Annotated in this window: 11 protein-coding genes; 7 read left to right on the plus strand and 4 right to left on the minus strand. The window is 73.0% G+C overall.

The window, feature by feature from the left end; all coding sequences use genetic code 11:
- Positions 1–12 precede the first annotated feature (12 nt).
- The 3 genes from BKK81_RS29435 to BKK81_RS29445 are packed head-to-tail and all read right to left on the minus strand — an operon-like array spanning position 13 to position 2335.
- A complete protein-coding gene (locus BKK81_RS29435; protein ID WP_071020278.1) occupies positions 13–243 on the minus strand; it encodes a hypothetical protein in 231 nt (76 codons plus the stop codon).
- Entirely contained in the window at positions 240–1661 is a 1422-nt protein-coding gene (locus tag BKK81_RS29440) for a heavy metal sensor histidine kinase (RefSeq protein ID WP_083384529.1), read from the minus strand. Before BKK81_RS29440 ends, BKK81_RS29435 begins: the two co-directional genes overlap by 4 nt.
- Positions 1661–2335, minus strand: a complete 675-nt coding sequence (locus tag BKK81_RS29445; protein ID WP_071020281.1) for a heavy metal response regulator transcription factor — start codon at positions 2333–2335, stop codon at positions 1661–1663. Before BKK81_RS29445 ends, BKK81_RS29440 begins: the two co-directional genes overlap by 1 nt.
- Before the next feature lie 244 nt (positions 2336–2579).
- Between BKK81_RS29445 and BKK81_RS29450 the strand changes: the two genes are divergently transcribed.
- The 3 genes from BKK81_RS29450 to BKK81_RS29460 are packed head-to-tail and all read left to right on the plus strand — an operon-like array spanning position 2580 to position 8661.
- Complete coding sequence (locus BKK81_RS29450) at positions 2580–5807, plus strand: efflux RND transporter permease subunit (RefSeq protein WP_071020284.1); 3228 nt, start codon at positions 2580–2582, stop codon at positions 5805–5807.
- A complete protein-coding gene (locus BKK81_RS29455) occupies positions 5804–7024 on the plus strand; it encodes an efflux RND transporter periplasmic adaptor subunit (protein WP_071020287.1) in 1221 nt (406 codons plus the stop codon). Before BKK81_RS29450 ends, BKK81_RS29455 begins: the two co-directional genes overlap by 4 nt.
- Positions 7025–7041: 17 nt before the next feature.
- Positions 7042–8661 (plus strand): efflux transporter outer membrane subunit, encoded by a 1620-nt coding sequence (locus BKK81_RS29460; RefSeq protein ID WP_083384531.1) that lies wholly within the window; start codon positions 7042–7044, stop codon positions 8659–8661.
- Between the two features lie 27 nt (positions 8662–8688).
- Here BKK81_RS29460 and BKK81_RS29465 read toward each other — a convergent pair whose 3' ends face one another.
- Positions 8689–9651 carry a LysR substrate-binding domain-containing protein gene (locus tag BKK81_RS29465; protein ID WP_071020289.1) on the minus strand — a complete coding sequence of 321 codons (963 nt, stop codon included), beginning with the start codon at positions 9649–9651 and terminating at the stop codon, positions 8689–8691.
- Positions 9652–9771: 120 nt separating this feature from the next.
- Here BKK81_RS29465 and BKK81_RS29470 point away from each other — a divergent pair, with 120 nt between their 5' ends.
- The 4 genes from BKK81_RS29470 to BKK81_RS29485 all read left to right on the plus strand — a co-directional run bounded on the left by BKK81_RS29470 (position 9772) and on the right by BKK81_RS29485 (position 15228).
- Positions 9772–11151, plus strand: a complete 1380-nt coding sequence (locus BKK81_RS29470; protein ID WP_442873405.1) for a D-serine ammonia-lyase — start codon at positions 9772–9774, stop codon at positions 11149–11151.
- Positions 11152–11286: 135 nt separating this feature from the next.
- Positions 11287–12246 carry a Bug family tripartite tricarboxylate transporter substrate binding protein gene (locus BKK81_RS29475; protein ID WP_071022601.1) on the plus strand — a complete coding sequence of 320 codons (960 nt, stop codon included), beginning with the start codon at positions 11287–11289 and terminating at the stop codon, positions 12244–12246.
- Positions 12247–12405: 159 nt separating this feature from the next.
- Positions 12406–13632 carry a DSD1 family PLP-dependent enzyme gene (locus BKK81_RS29480; protein ID WP_083384533.1) on the plus strand — a complete coding sequence of 409 codons (1227 nt, stop codon included), beginning with the start codon at positions 12406–12408 and terminating at the stop codon, positions 13630–13632.
- Between the two features lie 72 nt (positions 13633–13704).
- Positions 13705–15228 carry an amidase gene (locus tag BKK81_RS29485; protein ID WP_071020296.1) on the plus strand — a complete coding sequence of 508 codons (1524 nt, stop codon included), beginning with the start codon at positions 13705–13707 and terminating at the stop codon, positions 15226–15228.
- Positions 15229–15407: the final 179 nt, after the last annotated feature.

The following is a 15407-nucleotide window of genomic DNA, read 5'->3' on the forward strand; positions in this document are numbered from 1 at the left end:
GGCGCGAACTGGTCACCTTCCTGCTGGCCGGCCTGGGCCGGCCTGGCTGGCCGCCTGCCCGACAGCGGTGACCTGCGCGAAGTCGATCTGCGCGAAGTCGATCTGGGCGAGGCCGACCGAGCCGCTCGGCGTGCCGCGTCCGGCCGCTGGCATGGGCGCAGCGGCGGCCGCGCTGGCCGCCTTCCTGCAGCGGGCCTTGGCCACGCCAGGCTGGAACACGCCGCGTCCGGTGCCCCGCTTCAACTGCCCGGCGATGCGGACCCCTGCTCCCCTTGTGCCGGGAAGTGCAGCGTGAACACCGTCATGCCGCCGGGCGGCGAGACCGCCTCCACGCTGCCGCCGTGCAGGTCCATGATGGACTTGACGATGGCCAGCCCCACCCCCGAGGACTCGCCGGAATTGGCGCGCGCCGGATCCGCGCGGAAGAAGCGGTCGAACAGGCGCGGCAGGTGCTCGGAAGCGATGCCCGGGCCCGGGTTGGCCACCGAGATGGCGCTGCCCTGCCGCTCCGCGTACCCGCGCAGCGTGACGGTGCCGCCGGCGGGCGTGAAGCGGATCGCGTTGGCCAGCAGGTTGCCGACCGCGCGGCGCAGCAGCAGCGCATCGGCCAGCACCTGGCCCCGGCCGTCGACCGCCAGCGCCACGCCGGCGGCCTCGGCGAGGCCCTCGAAGTAGTCGCCCAGGCCCGCCAGTTCCCGCTCCAGGTCCAGCACGGCCGGCTTGAGCGCCACGCGCGCGTTCTCGGCGCGGGCCAGGAACAGCATGTTCTCGATCATGCGCGCGAGCCGCTCGTACTCTTCGATGTTCGAGGCCAGCAGCGCCTGGTATTCCTCCACGCTGCGCTCGCTGGCCAGCGCCACCTGGCTCTGCCCGAGCAGGTTGCCGATCGGTGTGCGGAAATCGTGGGCCAGGTCGGCGGAGAACTGGCTGAGGCGTTCGAAGCCGTCGCGCAGGCGGTCCATCATCTGCTGCAGCGCGGCGGCCAGCTCACGCAGCTCGGGCGGCAGCCGGGCGGGATCCAGCGGCAGCGCGAGGTGGCGCACGGTGACGTCGGAGGCGCCGGCCGCGATGCGGCGCAGCGGCGCCATGGCCGCGCGCAGGGCCAGGTAGCCCAGCGCGGCCACCGCCAGCGAGCCGACCAGCCCGGTCAGCAGCAGCCGGGCGCGGTAGGCCCGCATGAGCTGGGCGCGCGCCGCACCGGTCTGGTAGAGGAAATAGTCCAGCATGCGGCCGTGGCCGTCGCGCGCCAGCGCGCGCACGCCGCGCACCGGGTAGCCGCGCGCGTCGGTCCAGCCCCGGATGGCGGCCGCCCCGAGCATGGCGTCGGCCGCCAGCGGCGGCACGGCGGGCAATGCGCCGTCGCCCGAGCCGCTGCCAGCCGCGTCGGCGCGCAGCAGCGTGGTGCTGGCGGCATCGCGCACCAGCAGCCCGAACTCGTCGTTACCGGACACCACGCCCCGCAGTTCCTGCCAGTCGATGCCGTCCTGCGCCGCGACCTCGCGGCGCACCCGCTCGGCCTTGCGCAGCAGCTCGGCATCGTCGCGCTCGATCACCTGGGTCGCCAGCGCGCGGTACAGGTAGGTGCCGGCGCCGCCGAACACCAGGGCGGCGACGAGGCCGAAGGCCAGCGCCAGGCGGGTGGTCAGGGACAGGCTGCGCATCAGTGCCGCCGGCTCTCCAGCACGTAGCCCATGCCGCGCACGGTGTGGATCAGCTTGGGCTGGAAATCGTCGTCCATCTTGGCGCGCAGCCGGCGCACCGCCACGTCGACCACATTGGTGTCGCTGTCGAAGTTCATGTCCCACACATGGGAGGCGATCTGGGTGCGGCTCAGCACCTCGGTCTGGCGGCGGGCGAGGAAATGCAGCAGCGAGAACTCGCGCGGCGTCAGGTCGATGCGCCGGCCGGCGCGTGTCACGCGGTGGCGGATCAGGTCGATCTCGAGGTCCTCGATCTCGATGCGCTCGGCCTCGCGCACCGGCCCGCGCCGCAGCAGCGTGCGCACCCGCGCCAGCAGCTCGACGAAGGCGAAGGGCTTGGCCAGGTAGTCGTCGCCGCCGAGTTCCAGCCCGCGCACGCGGTCCTCCACCTCGTCGCGCGCGGTCAGGAACAGCACCGGGGTGTCCTTGCGCTCGCGCAGGCCCTTGAGCACCTCCCAGCCGCTCAGGCCGGGCAGCATCACGTCGAGGATGACCAGGTCGTAGTCGCCTTCCAGCGCCTGGTGCAGGCCATCCCGGCCGGTCACCGCCAGGTCGACCACGAAGGACGACTCGCTCAGTCCCTTGCGCAGGTATTCCCCCGTCTTGGGTTCGTCCTCCACCACCAGGATCTTCATGGCTTGCCTCGTCACTGCCTCATGTCGCGCGCACCGCGCGGGCGGTGCACCGCGCACCGCCTGCGCCGATGATAGCGGCGTCCGCCGGGGGCGGAAATGACAATTCTGTAATGCGATCGTCAGGCTTTCCGGCCCCCACCCCTTCCTAGAATCGGCTCCGAACCAATGCCCGCGGTCGGGCCGGGGCACGGATGGCGCGCGGCGCCCGCCGCGCCCGGCCCGCCGCCAGCCGGAGAACCCGTCCATGTGGATCGTCAGGCTCGCGCTGAGCCGCCCCTACACCTTCGTCGTGCTGGCGCTGTGCCTGCTGCTGGCCGGCCCGCTGGTGCTGATGCGCACGCCCACCGACATCTTTCCCGCCATCGACATCCCGGTGGTCAGCGTCGTCTGGACCTACAACGGCCTGTCGGCCGAGGACATGGCGCACCGCATCGTGACCGGCTACGAGCGCTCGCTGACCAACAGCGTGGACGATATCGAGCACATCGAGTCGCAATCGCTGGCCGGGGTCGCGGTGATCAAGATCTTCTTCCATCCCGGCGCCGACATCAACCGCGCCATCGCCGAGACCTCGTCCGGCGCCCAGTCGATGCTGCGCAACATGCCGCCGGGCACCACGCCGCCGCTGATCCTCAGCTACAGCGCGTCGACGGTGCCGATCCTGCGCCTGGCGCTGTCCAGCGACAGCCTGCCGGAGCAGCAGCTCTACGACCTCGGCAACAACTTCATCCGCACCCGGCTCGCCACCGTGCAGGGCGCCGCCGTGCCGCTGCCCTACGGCGGCAAGGTACGCCAGGTGATGGTGGACCTCGACACGCGCGCGCTGCAGGCGCGCGGCTTGTCGCCGCTCGACGTGGTCAATGCCGTCAACGCCCAGAACCTGGTGCTGCCCGGGGGCACCGCCAAGATCGGCGCGCTCGAATACCGCGTGGACCTGAACGGCAGCCCCGGCACCGTGGCCGCGCTCAACGACCTGCCGGTCCGCAGCGGTCCCGGCGGCGTGGTCTACGTGCGCGACGTGGCCCAGGTGCGCGACGGCTACGCGCCCCAGGCCAACGTGGTACGGCGCGACGGCAAGCGCGCCGCCCTGCTCGAGATCGAGAAGAGCGGCAATGCCTCGACCCTGTCCATCGTCGCGCAGGTCAAGGCCATGCTGCCGCGCATCACCGCCGGGCTGCCGGCCGCGCTGCGCGTGCAGCCGGTTTCCGACCAGTCCGTGTTCGTCACCGCGGCGGTGCACGGCGTGCTGCACGAGGCCCTGGTGGCGGCCTGCCTGACCGCCTGCATGATCCTGCTCTTCCTCGGCAGCTGGCGCGCCACGCTGATCATCGCGGTATCGATCCCGCTGTCCGTGCTGGCCTCGCTGATGGCGCTGTCGGCGCTCGGGCAGACGCTCAACATCATGACCCTGGGCGGGCTGGCGCTGGCGGTCGGCGTGCTGGTCGACGACGCCACCGTGGCGATCGAGAACATCACCCACCATCGCGAGCTGGGCAAGCCGCTGGAGGCGGCCATCCTGGAAGGGTCCGCGCAGATCGCCCTGCCCACCCTGGTCTCCACGCTGGCCATCTGCATCGTGTTCCTGCCGATGTTCCTGCTGAGCGGGGTGGCGCGCTACCTGTTCGTGCCGATGGCCGAAGCGGTGGTGTTCGCCATGGTGGCCTCCTATTTCTTCTCGCGCACGCTGGTGCCGACGCTGGCGCACTACCTGCTGCGGGCCGAGGGCAGCGCGCCGGGACGCGCCTGGCAGCGCCGCTGCGCCGCGCTGCAGGCGCGCTTCGAGGCGGCCTTCTGCGCGCTGCGCGACGCCTATGCCGGCTGGCTCGGCCACGCGCTGCGGCGGCCGCGCCGCCTGGCCGCGCTGTGCCTGGCCGCCTGCCTGGCCTCGCTGGCGCTGCTGCCCTGGCTCGGCCGCGACTTCTTCCCCGCCGTGGACGGCAGCGAGATCCGCCTGCACATGCGCGCCCGCACCGGCACCCGCATCGAGGAAACGGCGCGCCTGGCCGACGCCGTCGAAGGCCGCATCCGCGCCGCCATCGGCCCCGCGCAGGTGGCCGGCATCCTCGACAACATCGGCCTGCCGGTCAGCGGCATCAACCTGACCTACGACTCGGCGCTGCCGATCGGCAGCGCCGACGCCGAGATCCTGGTCTCGCTCAAGGCCGGCGCCTCCGCCGCGCACGAAAGCGCGCGCCTCGCCGCGCTGCTGCCGGCCGCCTTCCCCGGCATCAGCTTCTCTTTCCTGCCGGCGGACATCATCAGCCAGATCCTCAACTTCGGCCTGCCGGCCCCGATCGACATCCAGGTCGTGGGCGACAAGCTGGAGGCCAACCGGGCGCTGGCCGGCAAGCTCGCCGCCCGCCTGCACGGCGTGCCCGGCCTGGTCGACGTACACCTGCAGCAGCCCGACGACCAGCCCGCCCTGACCGTGCAGGTCGACCGCACGCGCGCGCTGCAGGCCGGCCTGTCGCAGCGCGAAGTCGCGCAGAACCTGCTGATCTCGCTGTCCGGCAGCAGCCAGACCACGCCCAACTTCTGGCTCAATCCCCGCAACGGCGTCAGCTATCCGCTGATGGTGTCGGTGCCGCAGTACGCCATGGGTTCGCTGCAGGCGCTGGACAATATCCCGCTCGGCGCCGGCCTCCCCGGCCTGACCGGCAGCAGCGCCGCGCCGGGCGCCGGCGCGCTGCTGGGCACCTTCGGCAGCGTGGTGCGCGGCAGCCAGCAGGGCGTGGTATCGCACTACAACGTGCAGCCGGTCATCGATATCTTCGGCTCGGTGCGCGGGCGCGATCTGGGCGCGGTAGCGGACGACATCGGCCGCCTGGTCGACGAGGCGCGGCGGGAACTGCCGCCCGGCTCCGAGCTGGTGGTGCGCGGCCAGGTGCAGACCATGCAGTCTTCCTTTGCCGGACTGGCGGCCGGCATGGCCATCGCCGTGGTGCTGGTCTACCTGCTGATGGTGGTCAACTTCCAGTCCTGGCTCGACCCCCTGGTCATCCTCGGCGGGCTGCCCGGCGCACTGGCCGGCATGGCCTGGATGCTGTTCGCCACCCACACCACCATCAGCGTGCCGGCCTTGACCGGCGCCATCATGTGCATCGGCATCGCCACCGCCAACAGCATCCTGGTGGTCAGCCTGGCGCGCGAGCGCCTGGCCGCTGGCGTGGCGCCCGCCGAGGCCGCGCTGCAGGCCGGCGCCGGCCGCTTCCGCCCGGTCCTGATGACCGCCCTGGCCATGCTGATCGGCATGTTGCCGATGGCGCTCGGCGCCGGTGCCGCCGGCGCCCAGAACGCGCCGCTCGGCCGCGCCGTGGTCGGCGGCCTCGCGGCCGGCACGGTCAGCACGCTGGTGCTGGTGCCCGCGCTGTTCGCCCTGCTGCACCGCTGGCTGGCGCGGCGCCGCCCGGCCGCCGCGACGCTCCCCGACCTCCCCCCGACTCCGACCCCGACTTCCCGAGGCCAGGCATGACCCGACTTCCGCCCAACCCTCCCACGCCTCCTGCCCTGCCCGCCGCACCGGCGGCCACGCCAGCCGCCACCGGAACGCGCCGCCCACGCCGCGGGCAGGCTGCCTGCCTGGCCCTGGCCGCGGTCGCGGCCATGCTGGCGGCCGGCATCTATCCGCGCCTGCAGGCACGCGCCGCGCTGGCGCACAGCAGCGCCGACGGCAGCCTGCCCGCCGTGGCCACGGTGCGGCCGCGGCGCGCCAGCGCACAGACCGAACTGGTGCTGCCGGCCGATGTCCGTGCCTACCAGGACGCGCCGGTCTATGCGCGCGTCAGCGGCTACCTGCGCCGCTGGGTTGCCGATATCGGCACGCCGGTGCGCCAGGGCCAGCTGCTGGCCGAGATCGACGCCCCCGAGATCAGCGACCAGCTGCGCCAGGCGCGCGCCGAGGAAGCCGTCGCGGCCGCCAACTACGACCTGGCCCGGCGCACCGCCGAACGCTGGCAGGACCTGCTGCGCTCGCGCTCGGTGGCGCAGCAGGAGGCCGACCAGAAGAGCGCCGACATGCAGGCCAAGGCAGCCGCGCTGGCCTCGGCCCGCTCCAATGTCGCGCGCCTGGCGCAGCAGGCCGCCTACACCCGGATCGTCGCGCCCTTCGACGGCGTGGTGACAGCGCGCAACGTCGACACCGGCGCCCTGGTCGACGCCGGCGGCAACGGTGGCCCCGGCAAGGAGCTGTTCCACCTGTCGGCCGGCGACAAGCTGCGCATCTATATCCAGGTGCCGCAGGACGACAGCGTGCTGGTCACGCCCGGCATGCCGGCCTGGCTGTCGCTGCCGCAGTACCCCGGCCAGCGCTTCGCAGCCACGGTGACGCGCAGCGCCGGGGCCATCGATGCCGGCACCCGCAGCCTGCGTGTCGAGCTGGAGGCCGCCAGCGCCGGCGGGCGCATCCTGCCCGGCGCCTACGCCGAAGCGCATCTGAGCGCGCCGGTCGCCCAGGCGGGCTGGGACCTGCCCGCCAGCACCCTGCTGTTCCGCGCGCAGGGCCCGCGCGTGGCGGTGGTCGGTGCGGCCGGCACGATCGAGCTGCGCCCCGTCACGCTCGGGCGCGACTTCGGCTCGCATGTCGAGATCGCCAGCGGGCTGCAGGGTGGCGAACAGGTCGTGGCCAACCCGGGCGACGGCCTGATGGCCGGCGCGCATGTCCGGCTCGTGGCGAGCCGCGGCGACCAGTGAACGAGGGATTGCGCGCCATGCCAGACGACACCTGCCGTTTCCCAGCCTCGCCCCCAGGCCGCCGCACCAGCCATGCGGGCGCCTCCCCTAGCCCTAGCGGCCCGCGCGCGTCACGCCCGCAGTCCCTGCGCGCCACCCCCTGCGGCCGCCGCACCCTGTTCACCCTGTTCACCCTCTTCGCATTCGCCGCGCTCGGCAACCTGGCCGGGTGCGCCACCGCACCGCCCTACAGCGTGCCCGGGGTCGACCTGCCGCCGGCCTTCAAGGAAGCCGGCGCGGCGCCAGCCGACGCTGCGGCCGCGCCGTCCCCGCAGTGGTGGCGCGCCTATGGCGACACCACCCTGGACGCGCTGATGCCCCGGCTCGACGCCACCAGCCAGACCCTGCGCAAGTCCCGGGCGCTGCTCGACGACGCCCGCGCCCAGACCCGCGCCGCGCGCGCCGCCTACTTTCCCACCCTGGTCGCCGGCGCCAGCGGCGGCAGCAGCCACGTCTCGGCCAATGTGGTCGGCCGCTCGCTGGCCGGCAAGACCGAGCCCGACCACCTGCTGGGCCTCAGCGCCACCTGGGAGCCGGACCTCTGGCAACGCGTCAGCAACAGCGTCGATGCCGCGCAGGCCGGCGCCGAGGCCAGTGCCGATGACGTCGCCGCCATGCGCCTGAGCCTGCAGGCCGAACTGGCGGCGGACTACTTCAGCCTGCGCTCTGCCGAGCGCGAGCGCGACCTGCTGGCGCGCACGGTCGACAGCGACGCGACGGTACTGGAGCTGGTCGGCAACCGCTGGCGCGGCGGCATCGCCACCGAAGGCGAAGTGGCGCAGGCGCGCGCCCAGCTGGAGAACGCCAAGGCCCAGCTTGCCGAGGTACGGCTGACACGCACCCAGCTCGAGCACGCCATCGCCACCCTGCTGGGCGTGCCGCCGGCGCGCTTCACGCTGGCGCCGCAGGTGGCGGCGGCACCGCCGCTGCCGCCCTTGCCCTCGGCCGTGCCCTCGCAACTGTTGCGGCGGCGCCCCGACATCGCCGCCGCCGAGCGCCGTGTGGCGGCTGCCAATGCGCAGGTCGGCGTGGCCCGCGCGGCCTTCTTCCCCAGCCTGATGCTGTCCGCCGGCCTCGGCCTGGAGAGCACCAGCCTGGCCGGCTGGCTGAGCGCGCCCAGCCGCTTCTGGGCGCTCGGGCCGGCGCTGGCCGGCACCGTGTTCGACGGCGGACGCCGGCACGCCCTGGCGGACAGCGCGCGCGCCCGCTTCGACGCCAGCGCCGCCGACTATCGCGCCACCGTGCTGCGCGCCTTCCAGGACGTCGAGGACAACTTCGCCGCCCTGTCGGCGCTGGGAGAAGAAGCCGCCAGCCAGCGTGCCGCCACCGAAGCTTCCGAACTGGCCCTGGCGCAAGGACTGGAACGCTACCGCAAGGGCGCGGTCGCCTACCTGGATGTCAGCGTGCTCGAGAGCAATGCCCTGGCCAGCGCCCGCGCCGAGGAAGCCGTGCGGCGCCGGCGCCTGGTGGCCAGCGTGATGCTGGTCAAGGCGCTCGGCGGCGGCTGGGGCGGGGCGGGCGCCAAGGATGCTGAGGATGGTGGGGGCGCCAAGGACACCGCAAGCACGGCCCCGCCCGTGGCGACGGCCGGCCGTTGAGGAGCCTCGCGCGCGGTCCGCTCCCCTTCAGCCGGAGCGCCGTGTCGCCGCCAGCAGGCGTGCCCTGGCCGCGTCGAAGCGCGCGCCTTCGCCCACCAGCCAGTCCTCGACCTTGGCGATATCCGGGGTCTGCCCGTGGGCCGAGACGAACACATAGGAGGCCTGCGAGCGCACATGCAGCCCGAACAGGTCGACCAGCCGGCCGGCCTCGATGTCTTCCAGCACCAGCGCGGAGCGGCCCATGGCGATGCCCTGGCCGGCCAGCGCCGCGCCCACCGCCAGCTGCGACAGGTTGAAGCGCTGCCCCTGTTCCAGGCCCGGCACGGTGACGCCGGCCTCGGCCAGCCAGTGGCGCCACTCGGCGAACTCGTCGGCGCCATCCCAGGGGCTGCTGTCATGCAGCAGCCAGCCGGCCTCCAGGTCGCGCGGCGAGCGCAGCCGCGGGTGCGCGGCAAGGAAGGCGGGGCTGGCCACCGGCAGCAGCCATTCTTCCAGGAAGACACTGGCCTTGAGGTCGGCGTAGCCGCCCAGGTCGAAGCGCACGCCGGCATCGATGCCGTCGCGCACCATGCGCGCGCGGTCGAGCGCGTGGAATTCGCCGTAGACGCGCAGGCCCACCTCGGGGTGCTCGCGGAAGAACTCGCCCAGCCGCGGCGTCAGCCAGCGCATGGCGAAGGACGGCGCGCAGCTCAGCGCCAGCGGCCCGGGCGCGCGCGTCCTGCGCAACTGCGTCAGCGTGCTCTCGATGGCCTGGAAGGACTCCCGCAGCACGAAGCGCAGCCGCTCGCCTTCCGGCGTCAGCACCAGCGCGCGCGGCGTGCGCAGGAACAGGGGGCGCTGCAGCCACTGTTCGAGCTGCTTGATCTGCTGGCTGACCGCCCCCTGCGTCACGCACAGCTCGCCGGCGGCCTGGGTGAAGCTGCAATGGCGGGCGGCGGCCTCGAAGCAGCGCAACCAGCTCAGCAGCGAGGAGGAGAGCATCGCACTCATGCGTCAAATCCGTGCATCGGAATTAGTCTGACTAATGACCGAATCAGTATAAATGGATTGTCACCGGGCCTGGCGCCGCCAACAATGCCAGACATGACTGTTTGTACGCCAGATTCCCAGATGACCCCGACCACCGCCGCCGCCCCCCTCTCCGACACGAGGGCCCTGGACCTTTCGGACCACCTGCGGGCTGCGGAGCCGGTCCTCTGGACCAACCCCGCACGCCAGGACGTGCCGCCCGCCGCGCTCGCCGCCGGCAGCGAGCACATTAGTCTGGCTGATATTGAAGCCGCCCGCGACCGCTTCACCCGCTTCGCCCCGCTGCTGGCACAGCTGTTCCCGGAACTGCAGGCCAGCGGCGGCATCATCGAATCGGCCCTGCAGCGCGCGCCGGCCATGCAGCAGGCCCTGCGACTGGAACCGGCGCTCGGCGCGCTCTGGCTCAAGGCCGACCACAGCCTGCCGGTGGCCGGCTCGATCAAGGCGCGCGGCGGCATCCACGAGGTGCTGGAGTTCACCGAGCGCCTGGCGCGCGAACATGGCCTGCCCGGCGCCGGCGGCAGCGATCGTACCGATGGCGCCAGCGACTACCTGCGCCTGGCCGGCCCGGCAGCGCGCGAGATCTTCGGCCGCTACCGCGTCGCGGTGGGTTCCACCGGCAACCTCGGCCTCAGCATCGGCGTCATGGCCTCGGCGCTCGGCTTCCGGGCCGAGGTGCATATGTCGTCCGACGCCAAGCCGTGGAAGCAGGAGCGGCTGCGCCGCCGCGGCGTGCGCGTGGTCGAGCACCCCGGCGACTACGAGCAGGCCGTGGCCGCCGGCCGCCGCGAGGCCGCGGCCGATCCCTTCGCCTACTTCGTCGACGACGAGCGCTCGCTGTCCTTGCTGCTGGGCTACAGCGCCGCCGCGCTGCACCTGCGCGACCAGCTCGCCGCTGCCGGGGTGGCGGTCGACGCCGACCACCCCTTGTTCGTCTACCTGCCCTGCGGCGTCGGTGGCGCACCGGCCGGCATCGCCTTCGGCCTGCGCCAGCTGTTCGGCGCGCACGTGCACTGCTTCTTCGCCGAACCGGTCCGCTCGCCCTGTTTCCTGGTGCAGATGCTGGCCGGCGAAGGCCATCCCTCGGTCTACGACTATGGCCTGGACAACCGCACCGAGGCCGACGGCCTGGCCGTGCCGCGCGCCTCGCAACTGGCCGCCCAGGTGATGACGCCGCTGCTGTCGGGCGTCTTCACCGTGACCGATGCGACCCTGTTCCGCCACCTCGCGCAGCTCGATGCCAGCGAGGGCCTGCACATCGAGCCCTCGGCCGCGGCCGGCTTCAGCGGCCCCGACATGCTGTGCCGCAGCGCGGCCGGGCGCGCCTACCTCGAACACCATGGCCTGGCCGGCGCGCTGCCACGCGCCACCCACCTGGCCTGGACCACCGGCGGCCTGTTCGTGCCGCCGGAGGAGTACCAGGGCTTCCTTGCCAAGGCAGCCCGACTCGCAGCGGCCTGACCCGGCCACGCCCCCAAACCACGAAGCCACGAAGCAGGCGGCAGGCGGACGGGCCCCAGCGGCACGCCACTGCCACGCAGGAGAGCACTGATGAAAGCGAAGTCGAAGTCGAAGTCGAAGTCGAATCCGGGTTGGATGCCGGCCTGCCTCGCGGCCGCCACGCTGGTCCTGCCCGCCGGCGCGGCACTGGCCGACACCTATCCGAGCCACCCGCTGCAGATGGTGATTCCGTTCCCGCCGGGTGGCGCCACCGACGTGATCGGCCGCCTGCTCGCCAAGAAGCTGGGCGACCGCCTGGGCCAGACCGTGGTGGTCGACAACCGCCCGGGCGCGGGCACCATCGTCGGCGCCGGCTTCGTTGCCAAGGCCGCCCCTGACGGCTACACGCTGCTGGTCAGCTCGGGCACCACTTTCACCGTCAATCCGGCGATCCATCCGCGCCTGCCCTATGACCCGCTCAAGAGCTTCGAGCCGATCGGCCTGACCGGGCGCACCGGCCTGATCCTGCTGGCCAACCGCGACGTCCCCGTCAACGATCTCAAGCAACTGGTGGCGGCGGTCAAGGCGCAGCCGGGCAAGTACTCCTACGGCTCCTTCGGCACCGGCACCACGGCGCAGTTCGCCGGCGAGATGCTGCTGCACGACCTCGGCATCAAGATGCTGCACGTGCCCTACCGCGGCAGCTCGCCGGCCATGACCGACCTGATCGGCGGGCAGATCCCCTTCACCGTCGACACCGTCTCGGCCGCCATCCCGCAGGTGCGCTCCGGCAAGGTCAAGGCCATCGCCGTGACCACTGCCAAGCGCTCCAGCCTGCTGCCCCAGGTGCCGACGGTGGCCGAAAGCGGCTTCCCCGCCATCGACATGGACACCTGGCTGGCGGTGGTGGCACCGCGCGGCCTGCCTGCCGACGTCAAGGCCCGGCTGAGCAAGGCCCTGGCCGAAACCATGGCCGATCCCGAGACGCGCGAGAAGCTGGTGGGAGTCGGCTTCGAGCCCAGCTATGCCGACGGCGCCGCCGTGACCGCGCTGATCACCGGCGAGCTGCCGCGCATGCGCGCCATCGCCGAACGCGCGCAGATCCATGCCGACTGACCGAGGTCCGCAGAACCACGCCGACCGAACATCACCATGGCCCGCCGCCGGCACACCGTCCAAGGCACCGCCGCCGCCCGGTTTGACACCGGCGGCAGCACCGCCGCATGATGGCCGGTGCCGCCGCCCATGGCGCGCCCCGCCGCGCAAGACTGCCCCATGACCACGCTTCCGACCGCCCCGAATCCCTCCGGCACCGCCTCAACGCTGCCCGCGCTGCCCACGCTGCCCGCGCTGCCGCCACCGGCCCTGCCCGGCCAGCCGCTCCGCGCCGTCGACACCCCCGCCCTGGTGCTCGACCTCGATGCCTTCGCGCGCAACCTCGAACGCATGCAGTCGGCCTGCGACCGCGCCGGCGTGCAACTGCGCCCGCATGCCAAGGCGCACAAGTGTCCCGACATCGCGCTTGCCCAGGTGGCGCGGGGCGCGGTCGGGATCTGCTGCCAGAAGGTCAGCGAGGCGCTCCCTTTCGTCGCCGCCGGCATCCGTGACATCCACGTCAGCAACCAGGTCGTGGGCGAGTCCAAGCTGGCGCTGCTGGCCGCCCTGGCCCGGCATGCCCACCTCAGCGTCTGCGTCGACGACGCGCGCCAGGTCGAGGCGCTGGCCGAGGCCTGTGCCACTGCCGGCAGCCGCCTCAGCGTGCTGGTCGAGATCGACATCGGCCAGGGCCGCTGCGGCGTTGCCGACGGCACCGCCGCGCTGCGCCTGGTGGAGGCCATCGACCGCCATCCGCAGCTGGTGTTCCGCGGCCTGCAGGCCTACCACGGCGGCATCCAGCACCTGCGCGGCCACGGCGAGCGGCGCGAGGCCGCGGCGCGCGCGGCCCAGCGCACCGCCGCCGCCCTGCGCATCCTGCAGGGCGCGGGCGTGCGCAGCGAAGTGGTCACCGGCGGCGGCACCGGCAGCGTCGAATTCGACCTCGCCAGCGGCGTCTACACCGAACTGCAGCCGGGTTCCTACGTCTTCATGGATGCCGACTACGGACGCAACCAGGGCGCCGCCGCGGCCGACGGGCTGCGCTTCGAGCACAGCCTCTTCCTTGCCGCCACGGTGATGAGCGTGGCCGCCGCCAGCCGCGCCGAGCCGCGCGTGATCGTCGACGCCGGCCTCAAGTCCGTGGCGACCGACTCCGGCCTGCCGCTGCCCTGGCGAGACGGGGCCCGCGACGGCCGCCTCGACTATCTCGCCGCCAACGACGAGCACGGCATCGTGGCCCCTGCCGCCGGCGCCGGCGCCGACGCGCTGCCTGCCCTGGGCGAGCAGATGCTGCTGGTACCGGGCCATTGCGATCCGACCCTCAACCTGTACGAGACCCTGGTAACGGTGCGCGGCGGCACCGTCGCCGGCCTGTGGCCGGTGGCCGCGCGCGGACACAGCCGCTAGGACGCCCCCCCGGCCGGCGCCTCGCGCCGCGCCGCACCGTTTGCCCGACCTGACACTCCGGAGCCCAATTCCATGTCTTCCGACCCAAGCCTGCCCGCGCTGTCCGCGATCGAACTGCGCCGCCTGATCGGCAGCAAGCAGATCTCGCCGGTCGAGCTGCTGGAGGCCTGCATCGCCCGCATCGAGGCCGTCAATCCGCTCGTCAACGCCATCACCGCCACCTGCTACGAACGTGCCCGCGAGGAAGCGCGCGCGGCGGAACGCGCGGTGCTGGACGGCGCGCCCCTCGGCCTGCTGCACGGCCTGCCGCTGGGGGTCAAGGACCTCGAGGCCACCGCCGGCCTGCTGACCACCTATGGCTCGGCGCTCTACCGCGACCACGTGCCCGCCGCGGACAACGTGCTGGTGGCGCGCCTGCGCGCCGCCGGCGCCATCGTCACCGGCAAGACCAACATCCCGGAAATGGGCGCCGGCGCCAATTCGCGCAATGTGGTGTGGGGCGCCACCGGCAACCCCTTCAACCCCAACCTGAATGCCGGCGGCTCCTCCGGCGGCTCGGCCGCCGCGCTGGCCTGCGACATGCTGCCGGTCTGCACCGGCTCCGACACCGGCGGCTCGCTGCGCATTCCCGCCGCCAAGTGCGGCGTGGTCGGCTTCCGCCCCTCGCCCGGGGTCGTGCCCAGCTCGCGCAAGCTGCTCGGCTGGACCCCGATCTCGGTGGTCGGACCGATGGGCCGCACCGTCGCCGACACCTGCCTGCAACTGGCCGCCAGCGCCGGCCCCTCGGCCAGCGACCCGCTCACCTATGCCCTCGACCCGCTCGAGTTCCTGGTGCCGCAGCCGGTCGACCTCGGCTCGCTGCGCGTGGCCTACACCGAGGACTTCGGCGCCTGCGCCGTCGATGACGACATCCGCCGCACCTTCCGCGCCAAGATCGACGCCATGCGGCACCTGTTCCGCCGCTGCGACGAGATCGCGCTCGACCTGGGCGAGGTACACCGCTGCTTCGACGTGCTGCGCGCCGAGAGCTTCGTCGCCGGCATGCAGGCCGCCTACGAGCGCGACCCCGCCAGCCTCGGCCCCAACACGCGCGCCAACTATGAGATGGGCGCCCGCATGAGCCTGCTCGACAGCGCCTGGGCGCAGGCCGAGCAGACCCGCATCCTGCAGCGCTTCCAGGCCGCCTTCGCCGACTACGACGTGATCCTGTCCCCGACCACGCCGGTCTCGCCCTTCCCCTGGACCCAGCTCTACGCCGAGACCATCAACGGCGAGCCGCAGGAGAACTACTACCGCTGGCTGGCCCCGACCTACGTGGTCACCCTGACCACCCATCCCGCCATCAGCCTGCCCTGCGGGCTGGACCACGCCGGCATGCCCTTCGGCCTGCAGGTGGTGGGCCGCTTCCGCGCCGACCGCCAGGTGCTCGGTGTCGCCCACGCGATGGAACAGGCCTTCGCCGCCAGCACGGCGCTGCGCCGCCCGCGGCCCCGCCCCGAACTGCTCGAGCCGGCCGAGCCGGCGCTGACCTCGATCGTCACCGCGCCGCCGGTGTTCGGCGCCGCCGCCGGCCAGGCGGGCACGTCGGCGGTCTGAGGCGCCGCGGTCTCTGCCTGGCGGCCGATGCCTGGCGACGACGCGCTGGACAACACCGACGGCTTCGTTCTTGCGTGGCGCCTTGCTAAACCACCCCTCTCCCCCACCCTCTCCGAGCGCGGGGAGAGGGAGCCAAGACACCATGCTTGGCCAGCGGTGTTGGCGTATCTCGCCGGCTT

Source organism: Cupriavidus sp. USMAHM13 (assembly GCF_001854285.1).
GTDB classification, from domain to species: domain Bacteria; phylum Pseudomonadota; class Gammaproteobacteria; order Burkholderiales; family Burkholderiaceae; genus Cupriavidus; species Cupriavidus malaysiensis.

What these genes read in the sequence shown, in the direction of transcription:
- BKK81_RS29450 (WP_071020284.1), top strand. Translation starts at nt 2,580, where the DNA reads ATGTGGATCGTCAGGCTCGCGCTGAGCCGCCCCTACACCTTCGTCGTG.
- BKK81_RS29460 (WP_083384531.1), top strand. Translation starts at nt 7,042, where the DNA reads ATGCCAGACGACACCTGCCGTTTCCCAGCCTCGCCCCCAGGCCGCCGC.
- BKK81_RS29475 (WP_071022601.1), top strand. Translation starts at nt 11,287, where the DNA reads ATGCCGGCCTGCCTCGCGGCCGCCACGCTGGTCCTGCCCGCCGGCGCG.
- BKK81_RS29485 (WP_071020296.1), top strand. Translation starts at nt 13,705, where the DNA reads ATGTCTTCCGACCCAAGCCTGCCCGCGCTGTCCGCGATCGAACTGCGC.
- BKK81_RS29455 (WP_071020287.1), top strand. Translation starts at nt 5,804, where the DNA reads ATGACCCGACTTCCGCCCAACCCTCCCACGCCTCCTGCCCTGCCCGCC.
- BKK81_RS29465 (WP_071020289.1), bottom strand. Translation starts at nt 9,651, where the DNA reads ATGAGTGCGATGCTCTCCTCCTCGCTGCTGAGCTGGTTGCGCTGCTTC.
- BKK81_RS29470 (WP_442873405.1), top strand. Translation starts at nt 9,772, where the DNA reads ATGACCCCGACCACCGCCGCCGCCCCCCTCTCCGACACGAGGGCCCTG.
- BKK81_RS29480 (WP_083384533.1), top strand. Translation starts at nt 12,406, where the DNA reads ATGACCACGCTTCCGACCGCCCCGAATCCCTCCGGCACCGCCTCAACG.
- BKK81_RS29445 (WP_071020281.1), bottom strand. Translation starts at nt 2,335, where the DNA reads ATGAAGATCCTGGTGGTGGAGGACGAACCCAAGACGGGGGAATACCTG.
- BKK81_RS29440 (WP_083384529.1), bottom strand. Translation starts at nt 1,661, where the DNA reads ATGCGCAGCCTGTCCCTGACCACCCGCCTGGCGCTGGCCTTCGGCCTC.